This window comes from Streptomyces sp. XD-27, from assembly GCF_030553055.1.
Classification (GTDB): Bacteria; Actinomycetota; Actinomycetes; order Streptomycetales; family Streptomycetaceae; genus Streptomyces.
Map to the genome: position 1 here is coordinate 4,830,479 of NZ_CP130713.1, position 16,106 is coordinate 4,846,584.

18 protein-coding genes are annotated in these 16,106 nt (G+C 74.1%); 13 read left to right on the forward strand and 5 right to left on the reverse strand.

Translation table 11 applies throughout. The annotated features are described in order from the left end of the window. Positions 1 to 39: 39 nt before the first annotated feature. Positions 40 to 408 carry a holo-ACP synthase gene (locus tag Q3Y56_RS20960; protein ID WP_304463400.1) on the forward strand — a complete coding sequence of 123 codons (369 nt, stop codon included), beginning with the start codon at positions 40 to 42 and terminating at the stop codon, positions 406 to 408. A gap of 200 nt (positions 409 to 608) precedes the next feature. On the opposite strand, the gene Q3Y56_RS20965 is transcribed toward Q3Y56_RS20960, so the two are convergent. Beyond that, positions 609 to 2,054 (reverse strand): NAD(P)H-hydrate dehydratase, encoded by a 1,446-nt coding sequence (locus Q3Y56_RS20965; RefSeq protein WP_304463401.1) that lies wholly within the window; start codon positions 2,052 to 2,054, stop codon positions 609 to 611. 205 nt (positions 2,055 to 2,259) lie between these two features. On the opposite strand from Q3Y56_RS20965, the gene alr reads away from it, so the two are divergent. From alr to Q3Y56_RS20985, 4 genes are all read left to right on the forward strand, one after another. Next, complete coding sequence (alr, locus tag Q3Y56_RS20970) at positions 2,260 to 3,474, forward strand: alanine racemase (RefSeq protein WP_304463402.1); 1,215 nt, start codon at positions 2,260 to 2,262, stop codon at positions 3,472 to 3,474. A 174-nt stretch (positions 3,475 to 3,648) separates the two neighbouring features. Then, positions 3,649 to 4,884 (forward strand): alpha/beta fold hydrolase, encoded by a 1,236-nt coding sequence (locus Q3Y56_RS20975; RefSeq protein ID WP_304465709.1) that lies wholly within the window; start codon positions 3,649 to 3,651, stop codon positions 4,882 to 4,884. Next, entirely contained in the window at positions 4,881 to 5,468 is a 588-nt protein-coding gene (tsaE, locus tag Q3Y56_RS20980; RefSeq protein WP_369696771.1) for a tRNA (adenosine(37)-N6)-threonylcarbamoyltransferase complex ATPase subunit type 1 TsaE, read from the forward strand. Before Q3Y56_RS20975 ends, tsaE begins: the two co-directional genes overlap by 4 nt. Positions 5,469 to 5,611: 143 nt before the next feature. Next, entirely contained in the window at positions 5,612 to 5,785 is a 174-nt protein-coding gene (locus Q3Y56_RS20985) for a hypothetical protein (protein ID WP_304463403.1), read from the forward strand. A gap of 90 nt (positions 5,786 to 5,875) precedes the next feature. Here the strand turns inward: Q3Y56_RS20985 and Q3Y56_RS20990 are convergent, their stop codons facing one another. Then, a complete protein-coding gene (locus tag Q3Y56_RS20990) occupies positions 5,876 to 6,436 on the reverse strand; it encodes a hypothetical protein (protein WP_304463404.1) in 561 nt (186 codons plus the stop codon). A gap of 192 nt (positions 6,437 to 6,628) precedes the next feature. Here Q3Y56_RS20990 and tsaB point away from each other — a divergent pair, with 192 nt between their 5' ends. The 5 genes from tsaB to Q3Y56_RS21015 are packed head-to-tail and all read left to right on the forward strand — an operon-like array spanning position 6,629 to position 9,858. Further along, entirely contained in the window at positions 6,629 to 7,321 is a 693-nt protein-coding gene (gene tsaB / locus Q3Y56_RS20995) for a tRNA (adenosine(37)-N6)-threonylcarbamoyltransferase complex dimerization subunit type 1 TsaB (RefSeq protein ID WP_304463405.1), read from the forward strand. Positions 7,322 to 7,338: 17 nt separating this feature from the next. Next, positions 7,339 to 7,911, forward strand: coding sequence for a ribosomal protein S18-alanine N-acetyltransferase (gene rimI / locus Q3Y56_RS21000; protein ID WP_304465711.1), 573 nt, complete (start codon positions 7,339 to 7,341; stop codon positions 7,909 to 7,911). Continuing rightward, positions 7,904 to 9,001, forward strand: coding sequence for a tRNA (adenosine(37)-N6)-threonylcarbamoyltransferase complex transferase subunit TsaD (gene tsaD / locus Q3Y56_RS21005; RefSeq protein ID WP_304463406.1), 1,098 nt, complete (start codon positions 7,904 to 7,906; stop codon positions 8,999 to 9,001). The genes rimI and tsaD overlap by 8 nt, the downstream gene beginning before the upstream one ends. Beyond that, entirely contained in the window at positions 8,998 to 9,246 is a 249-nt protein-coding gene (locus Q3Y56_RS21010) for a hypothetical protein (protein WP_304463407.1), read from the forward strand. Before tsaD ends, Q3Y56_RS21010 begins: the two co-directional genes overlap by 4 nt. Positions 9,247 to 9,291: 45 nt before the next feature. Then, positions 9,292 to 9,858, forward strand: a complete 567-nt coding sequence (locus Q3Y56_RS21015; protein ID WP_304463408.1) for a hypothetical protein — start codon at positions 9,292 to 9,294, stop codon at positions 9,856 to 9,858. On the opposite strand, the gene Q3Y56_RS21020 is transcribed toward Q3Y56_RS21015, so the two are convergent. Next, the gene (locus tag Q3Y56_RS21020; protein WP_304463409.1) at positions 9,848 to 11,020 is read right to left on the reverse strand and encodes an SAM-dependent methyltransferase; all 1,173 of its coding nucleotides are present in this window, start codon (positions 11,018 to 11,020) and stop codon (positions 9,848 to 9,850) included. The two genes, Q3Y56_RS21015 and Q3Y56_RS21020, sit on opposite strands and share 11 nt — an antisense overlap. 297 nt (positions 11,021 to 11,317) lie before the next feature. On the opposite strand from Q3Y56_RS21020, the gene groES reads away from it, so the two are divergent. Further along, positions 11,318 to 11,626 (forward strand): co-chaperone GroES, encoded by a 309-nt coding sequence (gene groES / locus Q3Y56_RS21025; RefSeq protein ID WP_189305749.1) that lies wholly within the window; start codon positions 11,318 to 11,320, stop codon positions 11,624 to 11,626. 137 nt (positions 11,627 to 11,763) lie between these two features. Then, positions 11,764 to 13,392 (forward strand): chaperonin GroEL, encoded by a 1,629-nt coding sequence (groL, locus tag Q3Y56_RS21030; protein ID WP_304463410.1) that lies wholly within the window; start codon positions 11,764 to 11,766, stop codon positions 13,390 to 13,392. Between the two features lie 114 nt (positions 13,393 to 13,506). Here groL and Q3Y56_RS21035 read toward each other — a convergent pair whose 3' ends face one another. Both Q3Y56_RS21035 and Q3Y56_RS21040 read right to left on the reverse strand, forming a co-directional pair. Further along, on the reverse strand, positions 13,507 to 14,289 hold the full coding sequence (locus Q3Y56_RS21035) for an SDR family oxidoreductase (RefSeq protein WP_304463411.1): 783 nt from the start codon (positions 14,287 to 14,289) through the stop codon (positions 13,507 to 13,509). Between the two features lie 48 nt (positions 14,290 to 14,337). Next, complete coding sequence (locus Q3Y56_RS21040) at positions 14,338 to 15,012, reverse strand: MOSC domain-containing protein (protein WP_304463412.1); 675 nt, start codon at positions 15,010 to 15,012, stop codon at positions 14,338 to 14,340. Between the two features lie 79 nt (positions 15,013 to 15,091). Here Q3Y56_RS21040 and Q3Y56_RS21045 point away from each other — a divergent pair, with 79 nt between their 5' ends. Continuing rightward, positions 15,092 to 16,003 carry a LysR family transcriptional regulator gene (locus Q3Y56_RS21045; protein ID WP_304463413.1) on the forward strand — a complete coding sequence of 304 codons (912 nt, stop codon included), beginning with the start codon at positions 15,092 to 15,094 and terminating at the stop codon, positions 16,001 to 16,003. The last annotated feature ends 103 nt before the right edge of the window (positions 16,004 to 16,106 follow it).

Here is a 16,106-nt window from a genome sequence, read left to right on the forward strand (position 1 = left end):
TACGGGGACGGGGACGGGTACGGGTACGGGAGCAGGCGCGTGATCATCGGGGTCGGCATCGACGTCGCCGAGATCGACCGCTTCGCGGACGCGATGGAGCGGACGCCGTCCATGGCGGAGCGGCTGTTCCTGGAACGGGAGCTGTTCCTGCCGAGCGGCGAGCGGCGCGGCATCGCGTCGCTGGCCGTCCGCTTCGCCGCGAAGGAGGCCGTGGCCAAGGCCCTGGGCGCGCCGGGCGGCCTGCACTGGACGGACGCCGAGGTGGTGACGGAGGACAGCGGCCGCCCGCGACTCGCCGTCCGCGGCACGGTGGCCGCGCGCGCGGCGGAACTGGGCGTACGGCACTGGCACGTCTCGCTGAGCCATGACGCGGGGGTCGCGTCGGCGGTGGTGATCGCGGAGGGGTAGCCGTAGCGCCTGCCGACGTGGGCTGCTGTCCCAGGTGCCGGTGCCGGTGCCGGTGCCGTGCCCCGGCGCGTCCCCTCCCGCCGTTCGGCGGCCGACCGCCGGTGGCGGCGAAGGGCTCCGGGCGGAGCCCCCGTTTCGGGAAGGGGCGGGGCAGGGGAGAGCCCCCGAGACGGGGCACCCCAGGGTCGCGGCCCGCGCGGTCAGGCCGAGGCGACCTCGGCCCACGCGTCGGCGAGGGCGGTGGCCACCTCGTACGCGGTGATCGGGGCGCCCGGGCGGCCCGTCGCGCGGCGGGCGGCCAGGCCGTGCAGGTACGCGCCCGCCGACGCCGCCTCGCGCGGGTTCAGGCCCGTGGCCAGCAGCGAGCCCGTCAGGCCGGACAGCACGTCCCCGCTGCCCGCCGTCGCCAGCCAGCCGGTTCCCGTCGGGTTGACCCGTACCGGGCCGCCGTCCGCGGCGGCGACCAGCGTCGTGGAACCCTTGAGCAGCGCGGTCGCGGCGAAGCGGTCGGCCAGCGCCCGCACCGACCGCAGCCGGTTGGCCTCGACGTCCTCGCGCGAGGTGCCCAGCAGCGCCGCCGCCTCTCCGGCGTGCGGGGTGAGCAGCGTCGGCGCCGTCCGCGCCAGGTCGGGCGGCAGCAGCCGCAGCCCGTCGGCGTCGACGAGTACGGGCACGTCGGAGGCCAGGACGTCCTCCAGCGCCTGCCGTGCGACCGCGCCGTCGCCGAGCCCGGGGCCGACCACCCACGCCTGTACCCGGCCCGCCTTGTGCGGCGGCCCGGCGTGGACGAGCGTCTCGGGGAACCGGGCGATCACCGCGTCCGCCGCCGGGCCGACGTACCGCACCGCACCGGCGCCGCCGCGCAGCGCGCCCGCGACCGCGAGCACCGCGGCACCGGGGTAGCGCGCCGAACCGGCGACCACGCCGACCACGCCCCGCCGGTACTTGTCGCTCTCCGCCGCCGGTCGCGGCAGCAGCTCGGCGACGTCCGCGTGGTGCAGCGCCTCCACGTCCGCGGTCGGCGGCAGCCATGGTGCGAGCCCGATGTCGACCAGCCGCAGCGCCCCGGCGTACTCGCGCGCGGGGTCGATCAGCAGGCCCGGTTTGTACGTGCCGAAGGTGACCGTCACATCGGCGCGGACGGCGGCGCCGGGCGTCTCGCCGCTGTCGGCGTCCACGCCGCTGGGCAGGTCGGTGGCGACGAGGACGCCCCGTACGGCCCGCACCAGGCGCTCGGCGTCGGGGCGCAGCCCGCCCTTGCCGCCGATGCCGACGATGCCGTCGACGACGAGGTCGGCGCGGCCGACGGCGGTGAGGGCGTCGAGCGAGTCGGCGGGGACGCTCCGGCCGCCCGCCCCGCGCAGGGCCCGCAGTCCGCCCGCGTGTGCCCGCTCCGGCGCGAGCAGCACGGCGGTGACCCCGGCGCCGCGCCGGGCCAGCAGCGCGCCCGCGTAGAGCGCGTCGCCGCCGTTGTCGCCGCTGCCGACGAGGAGCGCGACCCGTGCCCCGTAGACCCGGCCCAGCAGTTCGGCGCAGACGGCCGCCAGCCCGGCGGCGGCCCGCCGCATCAGCGTGCCCTCCGGCAGACGGGCCATCAGCGCCCGCTCGGCGGCCCGTACGGTCTCGACGCGGTATCCGGTCCTCATGGGCACCAGTGTCTCCAATGGGCTGCCGGGGTAGGCCCCAAGAAACTCGGCGAGGCTCAGCGGGTCTTGAAGGAGTTGTCGCCCCGGCGCCCCGCGTGACCGCTGTCATGCCCACCCGGGGTGATCGAAAGGTGGAGCACCTGGTCCGGGGCCCGCCCGGACGCCCGGGCCCGGATCCCGGCCGCGCCCTGAGACACTGGCGGGGATGACTACGAACTCCGGAGGTAGCGCCTCCGCCTCCGTCGCCGGCGCGGCCGCCGCCCCGGGCGCGCCGGCCACCCCGGGCGCGCCCGCCCCGCGCGCCCGTGCCGAGATCGACCTGGCCGCGCTGCGGGCCAACGTCCGGGCGCTGCGGGAGCGGGCGTCGGGCGCCGAGCTGATGGCCGTGGTGAAGTCGGACGCGTACGGGCACGGCGCGGTCCGCTGCGGCCGCGCGGCGCGGGAGGCCGGGGCGGCGTGGCTGGGCACCGCGACCCCCGAGGAGGCGCTCGCGCTCCGGGCCGCGGGCGACCGGGGACGGCTGATGTGCTGGCTGTGGACGCCGGGCGGCCCCTGGCGGGAGGCCATCGAGGCGGACATCGACGTGTCGGTCAGCGGGATGTGGGCGCTGCGCGAGGTCACCGCCGCCGCCCGCGCCGCCGGCCGTACCGCCCGGATCCAGCTCAAGGCCGATACCGGGCTGGGGCGCAGCGGGTGCCAGCCCGCCGACTGGGCCGAGCTCGTCGCCGCCGCCCGCGCCGCCGAGGCCGAGGGCACCGTCCGCGTCACCGGCCTGTGGTCGCACTTCGCCTGCGCCGACGAGCCGGGGCACCCGTCCATCGAGGCCCAGCTCACCGCGTTCCGGGAGATGACCGCGTACGCCGAGGGCCAGGGCGTCGCCCCGGAGGTCCGGCACCTCGCCAACTCCCCGGCGACGCTCACCCTCCCGCAGTCGCACTTCGACCTCGTACGGACCGGGATCGCCTGCTACGGCGTCTCGCCGAGCCCCGAGATCGGCGACCCCGCCGACTTCGGCCTGCGCCCGGTCATGACGCTCACCGCCGCCCTCGCCCTGGTCAAGCGGGTGCCGGGCGGCCACGGCGTCTCCTACGGCCACCACTACACCACCCCCGGCGAGACCACCCTCGCCCTCGTGCCCGTCGGCTACGCGGACGGCATCCCGCGCCACGCCTCGGGCACCGGCCCGGTGCTCGTCGCGGGCAAGTGGCGGACCATCGCGGGCCGGGTGGCGATGGACCAGTTCGTCGTGGACCTGGGCGGCGACAGCGCCGCGCCCGGCGACGAGGCGGTGCTCTTCGGCCCCGGCGACCGGGGTGAGCCGACGGCCGAGGACTGGGCCCGCGCCGTCGGTACGATCGCGTACGAGATCGTCACCCGGATCGGCGCCCGGGTGCCGCGCGTCTACGTCGACGAGCGCTGAGACGTCCGCCGACACGGGCGTCGGCACGGGGCGTCGTGAGGCTCGTCCGAGGCGCATGCCCGAGGCGGCTGTTCGAGGCATGGGCGCACTGGGCACGGGCAGGGCACGGGGCAGAACCCAGGCGCACTGGGTACGGCACGGGGCACGGCACGCGAGCATGGGGACGTGAAGGGCATGGGCGAGACCACGGCCGGGGCACCGGCGGTGAACGGCGGCGGCTGGCGGCGCGGCGCGGGCCTCGCCGGTGCCGCGCTGGGCGTCGTCGCGGCGGGCGCGGCGGCCGGTGTCGCGCTGGAGCGGCTGACGGTCGGCCGCGACGTACGGCGGAAGGCGCGACTGGCCCTGGACGCGGAGGGCCCGTTCGGCACGCTCCGCGGTACCCCGGGCACCGCGGTCGCCGACGACGGCACCGAGCTGCACTACGAGGTCGAGGAGGCCCCGGCGCCGGAGCCGCCCGCGCCGTCCCTCACCACCCGGCTCTTCGGCCGCCGCGCCGCCGCCCCCGCCCCGCCCACGGTGGTGTTCAGCCACGGCTACTGCCTCGGCCAGGACTCCTGGCACTTCCAGCGCGCGGCGCTGCGCGGCCAGGTCCGCGCCGTCTACTGGGACCAGCGCAGCCACGCCCGGTCCGGGCGCGGCCACACCCAGCTCGACACGCGCGACCCGGTCAGCATCGACCAGCTCGGCCGCGACCTGAAGGCCGTCATCGACGCGGCGGCGCCCGAGGGCCCGCTGGTGCTGGTGGGCCACTCCATGGGCGGCATGACGATGATGGCGCTGGCCGCGCAGTACCCGGAGCTGGTGCGCGAGCGCGTGGCGGGCGTCGCCCTCGTCGGCACCTCGGCGGGCGAGCTCGCCGAGGTCAGCTTCGGGCTGCCGGTGGCCGGGGTGAAGGCGGTCCGCCGCGTCCTGCCCGGCCTGCTGAGGGCCCTCGGCTCGCAGACGGAGCTCGTCGAACGGGGCCGCCGGGCCACCGCCGACCTCTTCGCCGGGCTGGTCAAGCGGTACTCGTTCGGGTCGAAAGACGTGGACCCGGCGGTGGCGCGCTTCGCGGAGCGGCTCATCGAGGCGACCCCGATCGACGTGGTCGCGGAGTTCTACCCGGCGTTCGTCGAGCACGACAAGTCGGAGGCGCTGGCCGTCTTCGACGGGCTGCCGGTGCTGGTGCTCGCGGGCGACAAGGACCAGATCACCCCCAGCGGGCACAGCGAGGCGATCGCGGAGGCCCTGCCGGGCGCGGAGCTGGTCATCGTCCCCGACGCCGGGCACCTGGTGATGCTGGAGCACCCCGAGGTGGTGGACGCGCACCTGGCCGACCTCCTCGCCCGGGCGGGCGTGGGCGCCGCGCAGGCGGCGGGAGCCGGTGCGGCCCCGCGCGCCGCCTCGTCCCCGTACCATCGGCGGGTATGAAGGACCCGCGCACCGCACCGACGCTCGCCACCCCCGTCCCCACCGCCGCGGCCGTCACGGCCCGGTTCTCGGTCAGTACGGCCGAGGAGATGCGGGACCTGGGCCGCAGGCTCGCGAAGCTGCTGCGCCCCGGCGACCTGGTGCTGCTCACCGGCGAGCTCGGCGCGGGCAAGACGACGCTCACCCGCGGCCTCGGCGAGGGGCTGGGCGTCCGCGGCGCCGTCACCTCGCCGACCTTCGTCATCGCCCGCGTCCACCCGTCCCTCGTCGACGGTCCGCCGCTGGTCCACGTCGACGCGTACCGCCTCGGCGGCGGCCTGGACGAGATGGAGGACCTCGACCTCGACGTGTCGCTGCCGGATTCGGTGGTGGCCGTCGAGTGGGGCGACGGCAAGGTCGAGGAGCTCTCGGAGGACCGCCTGCACGTCGTCATCGCGCGCGCGGTGGGCTCGGACGCGGCCGCCGCCGCGAGTGCGGACGCGGCGCACGTGACCGACCCGAGCCCGGACGACGTACGCGAGGTGGCGGTGACCGGCGTCGGCGCGCGCTGGGCGACGGCGGACCTCTCCGTCCTGGCCGGGTGACGGCCGGCGACACCCGAACAGCTCTCTCATAGTTTCCGACGAGCCGTCGGCAAGATGTTGCGCGCGCGGTACCGAGCGTGGTCACATGGAGTGAGAGAGCGGGTTAGGCGTGCCTAACTCTCGACTCCGAACAGGAGGCATCCATGTCGGCGCAGAAGCCCCCCGCCGCCGTGCCGATCCGGCGAGGCGAGCAGCCGTCGATGCGTGATCTGCTGGCGTCCTGCGCGGCGGCGAACGCGGTCTCCACGCCACCGGAGGAGCAGTCGGAGCCGGTCGACGAGTGCCGCGACCACGACGAGGAACGGGACGCCGCGTAAGGCTTGCATGCGTGACGCTGACGCCGTGTAACGCCGACGCCGGGTCACGCTGACGAGCGGTTCGCGCGCAGCGACGGCTGCCGGGACCGGTTACGGGACGACGACGACCTTGGTCTCGTTCGTCGCGAAGTCCCACATCGCCGAGCCGTCCTCACGGCTCTGCCGGATGCCGCCCGTCCTCTTCCGCGCGTTCGGATTGGGTGTCGAGCCGTCCAGCGCCGAGCTGAACCCGAACACTATCCCGCTCGCCTGGTGGAAGATCACGACGTGCTCGACCTGCACCCCGTCCGAGCCGACCAGGCCCGCCGACCGCGAGGTGACGCCGTACGCGCCGGGCTCCGGGTCCACCGAGCTGGGCGCGACCTTGAAGCTGCGCAGCGGCCGCTCGTCCGCGCCGACCAGCCACACCCGCTTCGCCTCCAGCGCGTAGACCACGCGCCGGCCGGTGCCCGAGTCGGCGGGCACCTTCTTCGGGTCCCGCCCTTCCTTCTCCTTGCCGCCCTCCTTGGGGCCGCTGCTGCGGGAGTCCGAGCGGGTCTGGGTGGGATGGTCCGGGGCGGTCGCGTTGGCCTGGTACGCCAGGAAGCCGACGGCGGCTATCGCCGCCGCGGTGAGTGCGGCCACGGCGGTCCCGGTGCTGCTGCGTGCCACGGCTGTGCCACCTTTCGTATGACCGTATTCCCGTATCCCGCGTCCCGTCACCGCGACCGTAGCACTCCACCCCTTGCGGTTCCGGTCCTCAAGTGCCGGACGGGCCGGAAAATCCAGCCCGTTGGGGTCGCCCGGACGGCCGTGGGGGAGAGGGCGGGACCGGCGGCCCGCCGGGCGCCGTAGGCTGGTCCCGTGCTGCTGCTCGCCCTTGATACCGCCACCCCCGCCGTCACCGCCGCCCTCCACGACGGCACGCAGGTCGTCGCCGAGTCGAGTCGGACCGACGCCCGGCGCCACGGCGAGCTGCTGCTGCCCGCCGTGGACCGCGTCCTGCGGACGACGGGGCACACCCTGGCCGAGGTGACCGGCGTCGTCGTCGGCGTCGGGCCCGGCCCCTACACCGGGCTGCGCGTCGGCCTGGTCACGGCCGCCACCTTCGGGGCGGCGCTCGGCGTCCCCGTCCACGGGCTGTGCTCGCTGGACGGCATCGCGTACGCCGCCGGGCAGGCGGGCCTGACCGGGCCGTTCGTCGTCGCGACGGACGCGCGCCGCAAGGAGGTGTACTGGGCGCGGTACGACGACCCGCGCACGCGCGCCACCGAGCCCGCCGTGGACCGCCCCGCCGAGATCGCCGGGAGATTCCCCGGGATCGCCGAGCTGCCCGCCGTCGGCGCGGGCGCGCTGCTGTACCCGGACGCCTTCGGCGAGGTCCCCGCGGGCATGCCCGAACACCAGTCGGCGGCCGCGCTGGCCGCTCTGGCGGCGGAGAAGCTGGCCGCCGGGGAGTCGGTGGCGTCGGGCGGCTTCCTGCCGGACCGCCCGCTGTACCTGCGCCGCCCCGACGCCCAGGTGCCCGCCAACTACAAGGTGGTCACCCCGAAGTGACCGTCGTACTGCGCGAGATGCGCTGGTGGGACATCGAACCGGTGCTGGTGCTCGAACACGACCTGTTCCCCGAGGACGCCTGGTCGCGCGGCATGTTCTGGTCCGACCTGGCCCACGCCCGCGGCCCGGACGCGAACCGCCGCTACGTCGTCGCGGAGGAGATCGCCGACAAGGAGGCCGAGGACGGGGAGGCCCGCATCGTCGGCTACGCCGGGCTCTCCGCGATCGACGGCACCGGCGACGTGCTGACCATCGGCGCCGCCCGCGACCACTGGGGTACGGGCCTGGGCGCCCGGCTCCTGACCGCCCTGCTCCAGGCCGCGACCGCCTTCGAGTGCCATGAGGTGCTGCTGGAGGTGCGCGTGGACAACACCCGCGCGCAGCGCCTCTACGAGCGCTTCGGCTTCGAGCCGATCGGCTTCCGCAAGGGCTACTACCAGCCGGGGAACGTGGACGCCCTGGTGATGCGGCTGACGACCGCCGCCACGCCCGGCCCCACCTCCGCCGCCACGCCCGGCGCCCCCTCCGGCACCACGCCCGGTCCCACCCCAGGAACGCACGGAACACAAGGAACCCACACCCATGGCTGACGAACCTCTCGTTCTCGGCATCGAGACCTCCTGCGACGAGACCGGCGTCGGCATCGTGCGCGGCCACACTTTGCTCGCCGACGCCGTCGCCTCCAGCGTCGACGAGCACGCGCGCTTCGGCGGCGTGGTCCCCGAGGTCGCCTCCCGCGCGCATCTGGAGGCGATGGTCCCCACCATCCAGCGCGCCCTGAAGGAAGCCGGGGTCGCCGCCTCCGACCTGGACGGCATCGCGGTGACCGCGGGCCCCGGGCTCGCGGGCGCCCTGCTGGTCGGCGTCTCGGCGGCCAAGGCGTACGCGTACGCGCTGGGCAAGCCGCTGTACGGGGTGAACCACCTGGCGTCGCACATCTGCGTCGACCAGCTCGAACACGGCGCGCTGCCCGAGCCGACGATGGCGCTGCTGGTCAGCGGCGGCCACTCGTCCCTGCTGCTGGCCCCGGACATCACCAGCGACGTCCGCCCCCTCGGCTCCACCATCGACGACGCGGCGGGCGAGGCGTTCGACAAGATCGCCCGGGTGCTGAACCTCGGCTTCCCCGGCGGCCCCGTCATCGACCGGATCGCGCGCGAGGGCGACCCGGCCGCGATCGCCTTCCCGCGCGGCCTGACCGGTCCGCGCGACCCGGCGTACGACTTCTCCTTCTCCGGCCTCAAGACGGCGGTGGCACGCTGGATCGAGGCCAAGCGGGCGGCGGGCGAGGACGTGCCCGTGGCCGACGTCTCCGCGTCCTTCCAGGAGGCGGTCGTGGACGTGCTCACCCGCAAGGCCGTCCGCGCCTGCAAGGACAACGGCGTCGACCACCTCATGATCGGCGGCGGCGTGGCGGCCAACTCCCGGCTGCGGGCGATGGCGGAACGGCGCTGCGAGGACGCGGGCATCACGCTGCGCGTGCCGCGGCCGAAGCTGTGCACGGACAACGGGGCGATGGTGGCGGCGCTCGGCGCGGAGATGGTGGCCCGTAACCGGCCCGCGTCGTCGTGGGACCTGTCGGCGGACTCGTCGCTGCCGGTGACCGACCCCCACGTCCCCGGCCACGAGCACGATCACGACCACTTCCATGAGCTCAGCAAGGACAACCTCTACTCATGACCGTCGCGCTGATGTGGGAGGCGCGCGCGGCGCAGGGCCGGGGCGTGGAGCTGCTGGAGTGGGCCAGGCGGCAGGAGCTGGCCCCCGCCCCGTCGCGCCGTGAGACGTTCCGCGCGCCCGAGGACCGCGTGCTGGTCGTCACCTGGTGGGACGCCGCGTACGACGCCGAGCTCCCGGAGCTCCCGGAACCCCCCGAGGACCTGGCCCGCCGGGCCGTGCACCGCTGGCGGTTCGAGCAGGTCTGACGCCCCACCCGCGGGTGCCCCCGGGCCGGGGTGGACACTTGAACGGTGACCGCCCCCCTGATCGAGCCCGCACCGCGACCCCCCGCCGCGCCGCAGCCACCGGAGCTGCCGCAGCTGGCGCGGAGATACCTGGCCCCGGGCCGGGCCCTGGGCCTGTGGCTGCTGACGGCCCTGCTGGTCCTGGGCTGCGTCCTGGCCGTGCCGGGCTTCGGCTACATGGCGGAAGGCGAGCCGTTCGGCGTCGTCGTCGGCGCGGTGCTGCTGGGCATCGCCCTGGCGCTGACCGTCCCCTCGGTCCTCATACTGGCCGACGGGATACGCGAGGAGGCCGACGCCAGGGACCGCCTGCACGACGAGGCCGCGGCAGGTGACGCGGTGGCGGTCACCGCCTGGCACACCCCCGCCCGCGCGCTCTTCTGGTTCCTGCCGTCCCTGGTGCTGTGCTGCGCGGGCCTCGCCCTGGCCGGCACCCTGGTCGTCTCCGGATCCGGTTCCGACGCGATGTACCCCGCGGTCCTGGCCATCACCGGCATACTCACCACCACAGGAGCCCTGGGCCTGCTCAAGTCGGTCGACTACTACCGCCTGGTGGCCCGCCGCCTCACCGGCTGACCGGGTGCCCCAGCAGCATGGTCGGCGCGCCCGCGACACGGGTCAGGATGACCGTGCAGGAGTTCGGTCCCGCCGGCTTCAGCTTCCTGCGCAGCTCCTCCGGCTCCACCGCCGACCCGCGCTTCTTCACCGTCACCACGCCCACGCCGCGCTCCCGCAGCAGCGCCTTCAGCCGCTTGACGTTGAACGGCAGCACGTCGGTGATCTCGTAGGCCGACGCGTACGGGGTCGGCGTCAGCTCGTCCGCCGTCACGTACGCGATCGTGGCGTCGATCAGCCCGCCGCCGACCTCCTCCGCCACCTCGGCGACCAGATGCGCGCGGATCACGGCGCCGTCCGGCTCGTACAGGTAGCGGCCCACGGGGCGCACGTCCGGGTCGGGCAGGCCGCGGCCGGTGAGCGACACGCCCTGGGGCAGCAGCGTCGCCCGGCGCACGCCCGGCTCGGCGCCGAACCACAGCACGGCCTCCTTCACGTCCCCGCCGTCCGAGATCCACTCCGCCTCGGCGTCGTCGGGGATCGCCTCGTGCGGGATGCCGGGCGCGATCTTGATGGCGCCGAAGTCGACCGCGCGGGCTGTTTCCACGGCCCAGGACAGCGGTGGGGAGTACGCCTCCGGGTCGAAGATCCGGCCCCGGCCGCCGCGCCGGGCGGGGTCGATGAACACGGCCTCGTAAGCCGTGGCGTCCGCGTACGCCGTGACATCCGCGCAGACGGCGTGCAGCAGCTCGGAGACCCCGAGCGCCTCGGCGTTCGCCCGTACGACCGCGCAGGTCAGCGGGTCGCGGTCGACGGCGGGGACGACGAAGCCGCGCGCGGCGAGCGCGAGGGCGTCGCCGCCGATGCCGCAGCACAGGTCGAGGACCTCCACCGGCCCGTGGTCGGCGAAGCGCTCGGCGCGGTACCGGGCCACCGACGCGCGCGTGGACTGCTCCACCCCGTCGGGGGTGAAGTACATGCGGTACGCGTCCGCGCCGAACTTCGCCTCCGCGCGCTGTCGCAGCCGCGCCTGGGTCAGCGCCGCCGAGACCAGCTCGGCCGGGTGGTCGCGGCGCAGCCGGGTGGCGGTGGCCAGCTCGCGGGCCGGGTCGTAGTCCCGGAGCGCGGCCAGCAGCTCCTGCCCCTCGGGGGAGAGCAGTCGGTCGAAGGCGTCAACATCCACTCCCTCATTCTCCCCGTCCGGAACCCGGCCGCGGACCGGGCCGTTTCCCTGGGGAACGGGGCACGAGGAGTCGGCTGCGGCGTGCGCAGGGGGGCGCGCGGCGACGCCGACGCGCCCGGCGGGTTGGCACTCTAGTTGACTGAGTGCTAACCGCGTCCTAGTCTCAGGGCTGGCACTCCGCACCAGGGAGTGCCAACACAGCGACGGGCAGATCCGGCACCCGCGACGACGGATCGACCTGGTCGCCACCTCTAGATCAGTTAACCCCGTGAGATCTCCGAAGGGGGAGGTCGGATCGTGACGACCACCAGCTCCAAGGTTGCCATCAAGCCGCTTGAGGACCGCATCGTGGTCCAGCCGCTCGACGCCGAGCAGACCACGGCCTCCGGCCTGGTCATTCCGGACACCGCCAAGGAGAAGCCCCAGGAGGGCGCTGTCCTGGCCGTGGGCCCGGGCCGCTTCGAGAACGGCGAGCGCCTGCCGCTCGACGTCAAGGTCGGCGATGTCGTGCTCTACAGCAAGTACGGCGGCACCGAGGTGAAGTACGAAGGCGACGAGTACCTCGTCCTCTCGGCCCGCGACGTGCTCGCGATCATCGAGAAGTAATTCACCGAAGTTTGCTTTTGAAGTGCGCCCCTGGTTCCCGCTCTGACACGGACGGGGCAGGGGCGCAGTTCGTTTCGCGCGATGGCGGCCGCTGCCAGGGCGGCCGGGGATCGCAACGAGAGGACTGAATCGCTCCCATGGCGAAGATTCTGAAGTTCGACGAGGACGCCCGTCGTGCCCTTGAGCGCGGCGTCAACAAGCTTGCCGACACCGTGAAGGTGACGATCGGCCCCAAGGGCCGCAACGTCGTCATCGACAAGAAGTTCGGCGCCCCGACCATCACCAACGACGGCGTCACCATCGCCCGCGAGGTCGAGGTCGAGGACCCGTACGAGAACCTGGGCGCCCAGCTCGTCAAGGAGGTGGCGACTAAGACCAACGACATCGCGGGTGACGGCACCACCACCGCCACCGTGCTGGCCCAGGCGCTGGTCCGCGAGGGCCTGCGCAACGTCGCCGCGGGCGCCTCCCCGGCCGCCCTGAAGAAGGGCATCGACGCCGCCGTCAAGGCCGTCTCCGAGGACCTCCTCGCGACCGCCCGCCCGATCGACGAGAAGTCCGACATCGCCGCCGTCGCCGCGCTGTCCGCCCAGGACCAGCAGGTCGGCGAGCTGATCGCCGAGGCGATCGACAAGGTCGGCAAGGACGGTGTCATCACCGTCGAGGAGTCCAACACCTTCGGCCTGGAGCTGGACTTCACCGAGGGCATGGCCTTCGACAAGGGCTACCTCTCGCCGTACTTCGTCACCGACCAGGAGCGCCTCGAGGCCGTCCTCGACGACCCGTACATCCTGATCCACCAGGGCAAGATCTCCTCCATCCAGGACCTGCTGCCGCTGCTGGAGAAGGTCATCCAGGCCGGTGGCTCCAAGCCGCTGCTGATCATCGCCGAGGACGTCGACGGCGAGGCGCTGTCCACGCTGGTCGTCAACAAGATCCGCGGCACCTTCAACGCGGTGGCCGTCAAGGCCCCGGGCTTCGGCGACCGCCGCAAGGCGATCCTCGGTGACATCGCCACCCTCACGGGTGCCACCGTCATCGCCGAGGAGGTCGGCCTCAAGCTCGACCAGGCCGGTCTGGACGTGCTGGGCACCGCCCGCCGTGTCACCGTCACCAAGGACGACACCACCATCGTCGACGGTGCGGGCAACACGGACGACGTGCAGGGCCGGGTCGCGCAGATCAAGGCCGAGATCGAGGCCACGGACTCCGACTGGGACCGCGAGAAGCTCCAGGAGCGCCTCGCGAAGCTGGCCGGCGGCGTCTCCGTGATCCGCGTCGGTGCCGCCACCGAGGTGGAGCTCAAGGAGAAGAAGCACCGCCTGGAGGACGCCATCTCCGCGACGCGCGCCGCGATCGAGGAGGGCATCGTCTCCGGCGGTGGCTCCGCGCTGGTGCACGCCGTCAAGGTGCTGGAGGGCAACCTCGGCCTGTCCGGCGACGAGGCCACCGGTGTCGCGGTGGTCCGCCGCGCCGCGGTCGAGCCGCTGCGCTGGATCGCCGAGAACGCCGGCCTCGAGGGCTACGTGATCACCGCCAAGGTGGCCGAGCTGGCCAAGGGCGAGGGCTTCAACGCCGCCACCGGCGAGTACGGCGACCTGGTGAAGGCCGGCGTCATCGACCCGGTCAAGGTCACCCGCTCCGCGCTGGAGAACGCTGCGTCCATCGCCTCCCTGCTGCTCACCACCGAGACGCTCGTGGTCGAGAAGCCGGCGGAGGAGGAGGCCGAGGCGGGCCACGGCCACGGTCACGGCCACGCGCACTAGTTCTCGGGTCCTCGCGCCCTGACCTCGAGTCAGGGCCCGTACGACACGGCTGAGGCCCGGCCTCCCTTTCCGGGAGGTCGGGCCTCAGCCGTTTCCGGGCCGGGCTGCCGTGGGCTACTTCTCGTTCCGGTTGCCGTAGTAGCGGCCGTGGTTGGGCGACAGCCGGGGCATCGCACCGCGCGGCGCCATCTTGAACATGCCCAGCATCGCCTTGTACCGCAGAGCCGGGACGGACAGCGCCTTGCCCTTCGCGAAGTCCTTGAGTGCGGCCGAGACGACCTGCTCCGGTTCCAGCCACATCCAGTTCGGCACCTCGGCCATGACCATCCCGGCCCGCTCGTGGAACTGCGTCCGCACGTAGCCGGGACACACCGCCATCATCCGCACCCCGCGCGCCTTGAAGTCCGCGGGCGCACCCAGCATGAACTGCACGATCCATGCCTTGCTGGCCCCGTACGTACCGCGCGGCAGGAACGCACCGGTGGACGCGACGCTGATGACCCCGCCGTTCCCGCGTTCCTTCATCGGGTCGACGGCCGCCGTCGTCAGCCGCAGCACCGCCTCGCAGTGCACCTTGAGCATTCTCAGCTCGTCCGTCAGGGGGACGTCGAGATAGGTGCCGCGGTTGGCGTAGCCCGCGTTGTTCACCAGCAGGTCGACCGGGCGCTTGGTGTCCCCCAGCCGCTTCTCGACCGCGGTGATCCCGTCGTCCTCGGCCAGGTCGGCGCGGAGCACCTCCGCCTCCACGCGGTGCCGGTCGTGCAGCTCGGCGGCCTGCTCCCGGAGCTGCTGCTCGCGGCGCGCGACGAGCACCAGGTCGTACCCGTCGGACGCCAGACGGCGCGCGAAGGCGGCGCCGATACCCGAAGTCGATCCCGTGATCAGTGCAGTCGTCATAAAACGCACGCTAACCACAGCGGTGGCGACCGGCATCCGGAAGCCGCGTCAGACCTCCGGGTGAGCCCCGTACTTGGCCACGTACTCCCGGGCCTTCTCCAGCGCCTCGGGGTGCAGTGAGGAACCGGCCGCGAGGACCCTCGGCAGCAGCGTCCGCTCCGTTGTCTCCGCGCGGAACAGGAAGGACACCGTCACCTCGTGGTCCGGCCGGTGCACGATCTCGACCGGGTCCCCGGCCCGGATCTCGCCCGGCTCGACGACCCGCAGATACGCGCCGGGCGCGGCCGCCTGGGTGAACCGCTTCATCCAGCCGCTCTCGCCGAGCCAGCCCGCGAACGTACGGCACGGGATGCGCGGCGAGGTGATCTCCAGGATCACATCGCGGCCGATCCGCCAGCGCTCGCCGATCAGCGCGCTGTTCACGTCCAGTCCGAGGGTGGTGAGGTTCTCGCCGAACACGCCGTTGGGCAGCTCGCGCCCCAGGGCCTTCTCCCAGTCGTCCAGGTCCTCGCGGGCGAAGGCGTACACGGCCTGGTCGTCCCCGCCGTGGTGGCGCAGGTCGCACACCGCGTCTCCCGCGACGCCGCTGCCGGCCGTCCCCTTGGGGCCGGGCGCGGCCACCGCCACCGAACGGGTGACCGGGCGCTTGTCGATGCCGGTGAACTCGATGCTGGTGTAGTCGGCGGAGTGCGGGCGGCCGAGGTTCACAGAGAGCAGCTGCATAGGAGCACGGTAAGGGACCCGGGCCAAAGGGTCGACCGAGATTTCGCCGCTGACTCCAAGCACGGCTTATGCTCGATGCGTGATCGAGGCTCGTCATCTCCGGGTGCTGCGCGCTGTGGCCGCCACCGGCTCCTTCTCCGCCGCGGCGCGGGAACTGGGCTGCACACAACCCGCCGTCAGCCAGCAGATGAAGGCCCTGGAGCAGTCCGTCGGCACGCCGCTGCTGGTGCGTACGGGCCGCGCGATGCGGCCGACGGAGGCGGGCGAGGCGCTCGTGCGGCACGCGGCGGGCATCCTCGCCGGACTGACCGCCGCCGAGGAGGAGGTCGCGGCGCTCGCCGGGCTGCGGGCGGGCCGGGTCCGGCTGGCCTCCTTCCCCAGCGGCAGCTCGACGCTGGTGCCCTGCGCGCTGGCCGGGATGCGGGCCGCGCACCCCGGCACCCGGGTCTCGCTGGTCGAGGCCGAACCGCCGCGTTCGGCGGAGATGCTGCGGGCCGGCGACTGCGAGATCGCCCTCGCCTTCCGGTACCCGGAGGTGCGCGGATCGGATCCGGCGGCGGAGGCGGAGTGGGACGACCTGGTGGTGCGCCCGCTGCTCGCCGACCGGCTGGTGGGCGTCGTCCCGGAGACGCACCGGCTGGCCGGGGGCGGTGCGGTGGGCATCGCGGAACTGGCCGGGGAATCCTGGATCGCGGGCTGTCCGCGCTGCCGCCGCCACCTGGTGGAGGTCTGCGAGGGAGCGGGCTTCACCCCGCGGATCGACTTCGCGACGGACGACTACCCGGCGGTGATCGGCCTGGTGGCCGCCGGGCTCGGGGTCGCGGTCCTGCCCGAGCTGGCGCTGGAGTCGGTACGGGCCAAGGGCGCCGCGACGGTGCCGGTGGAGCCCGTCGTACAGCGCGAAGTGGTCGCGCTCACGCTGCCGGACCTGGCCCGGGTACCGGCGGTGGCGGCGATGCTGGACCGCCTGGAACACGCGGCCCGCCGCTGACGGCGTCCGTCAGCCAGGGCCGCACCCGGAAGAAGAAACGTTTCCTCAGTCCCGCGCGCCGGACCCGCAAGGCATAGCAGCCGCACCCCCGGCCTCCGTCTCA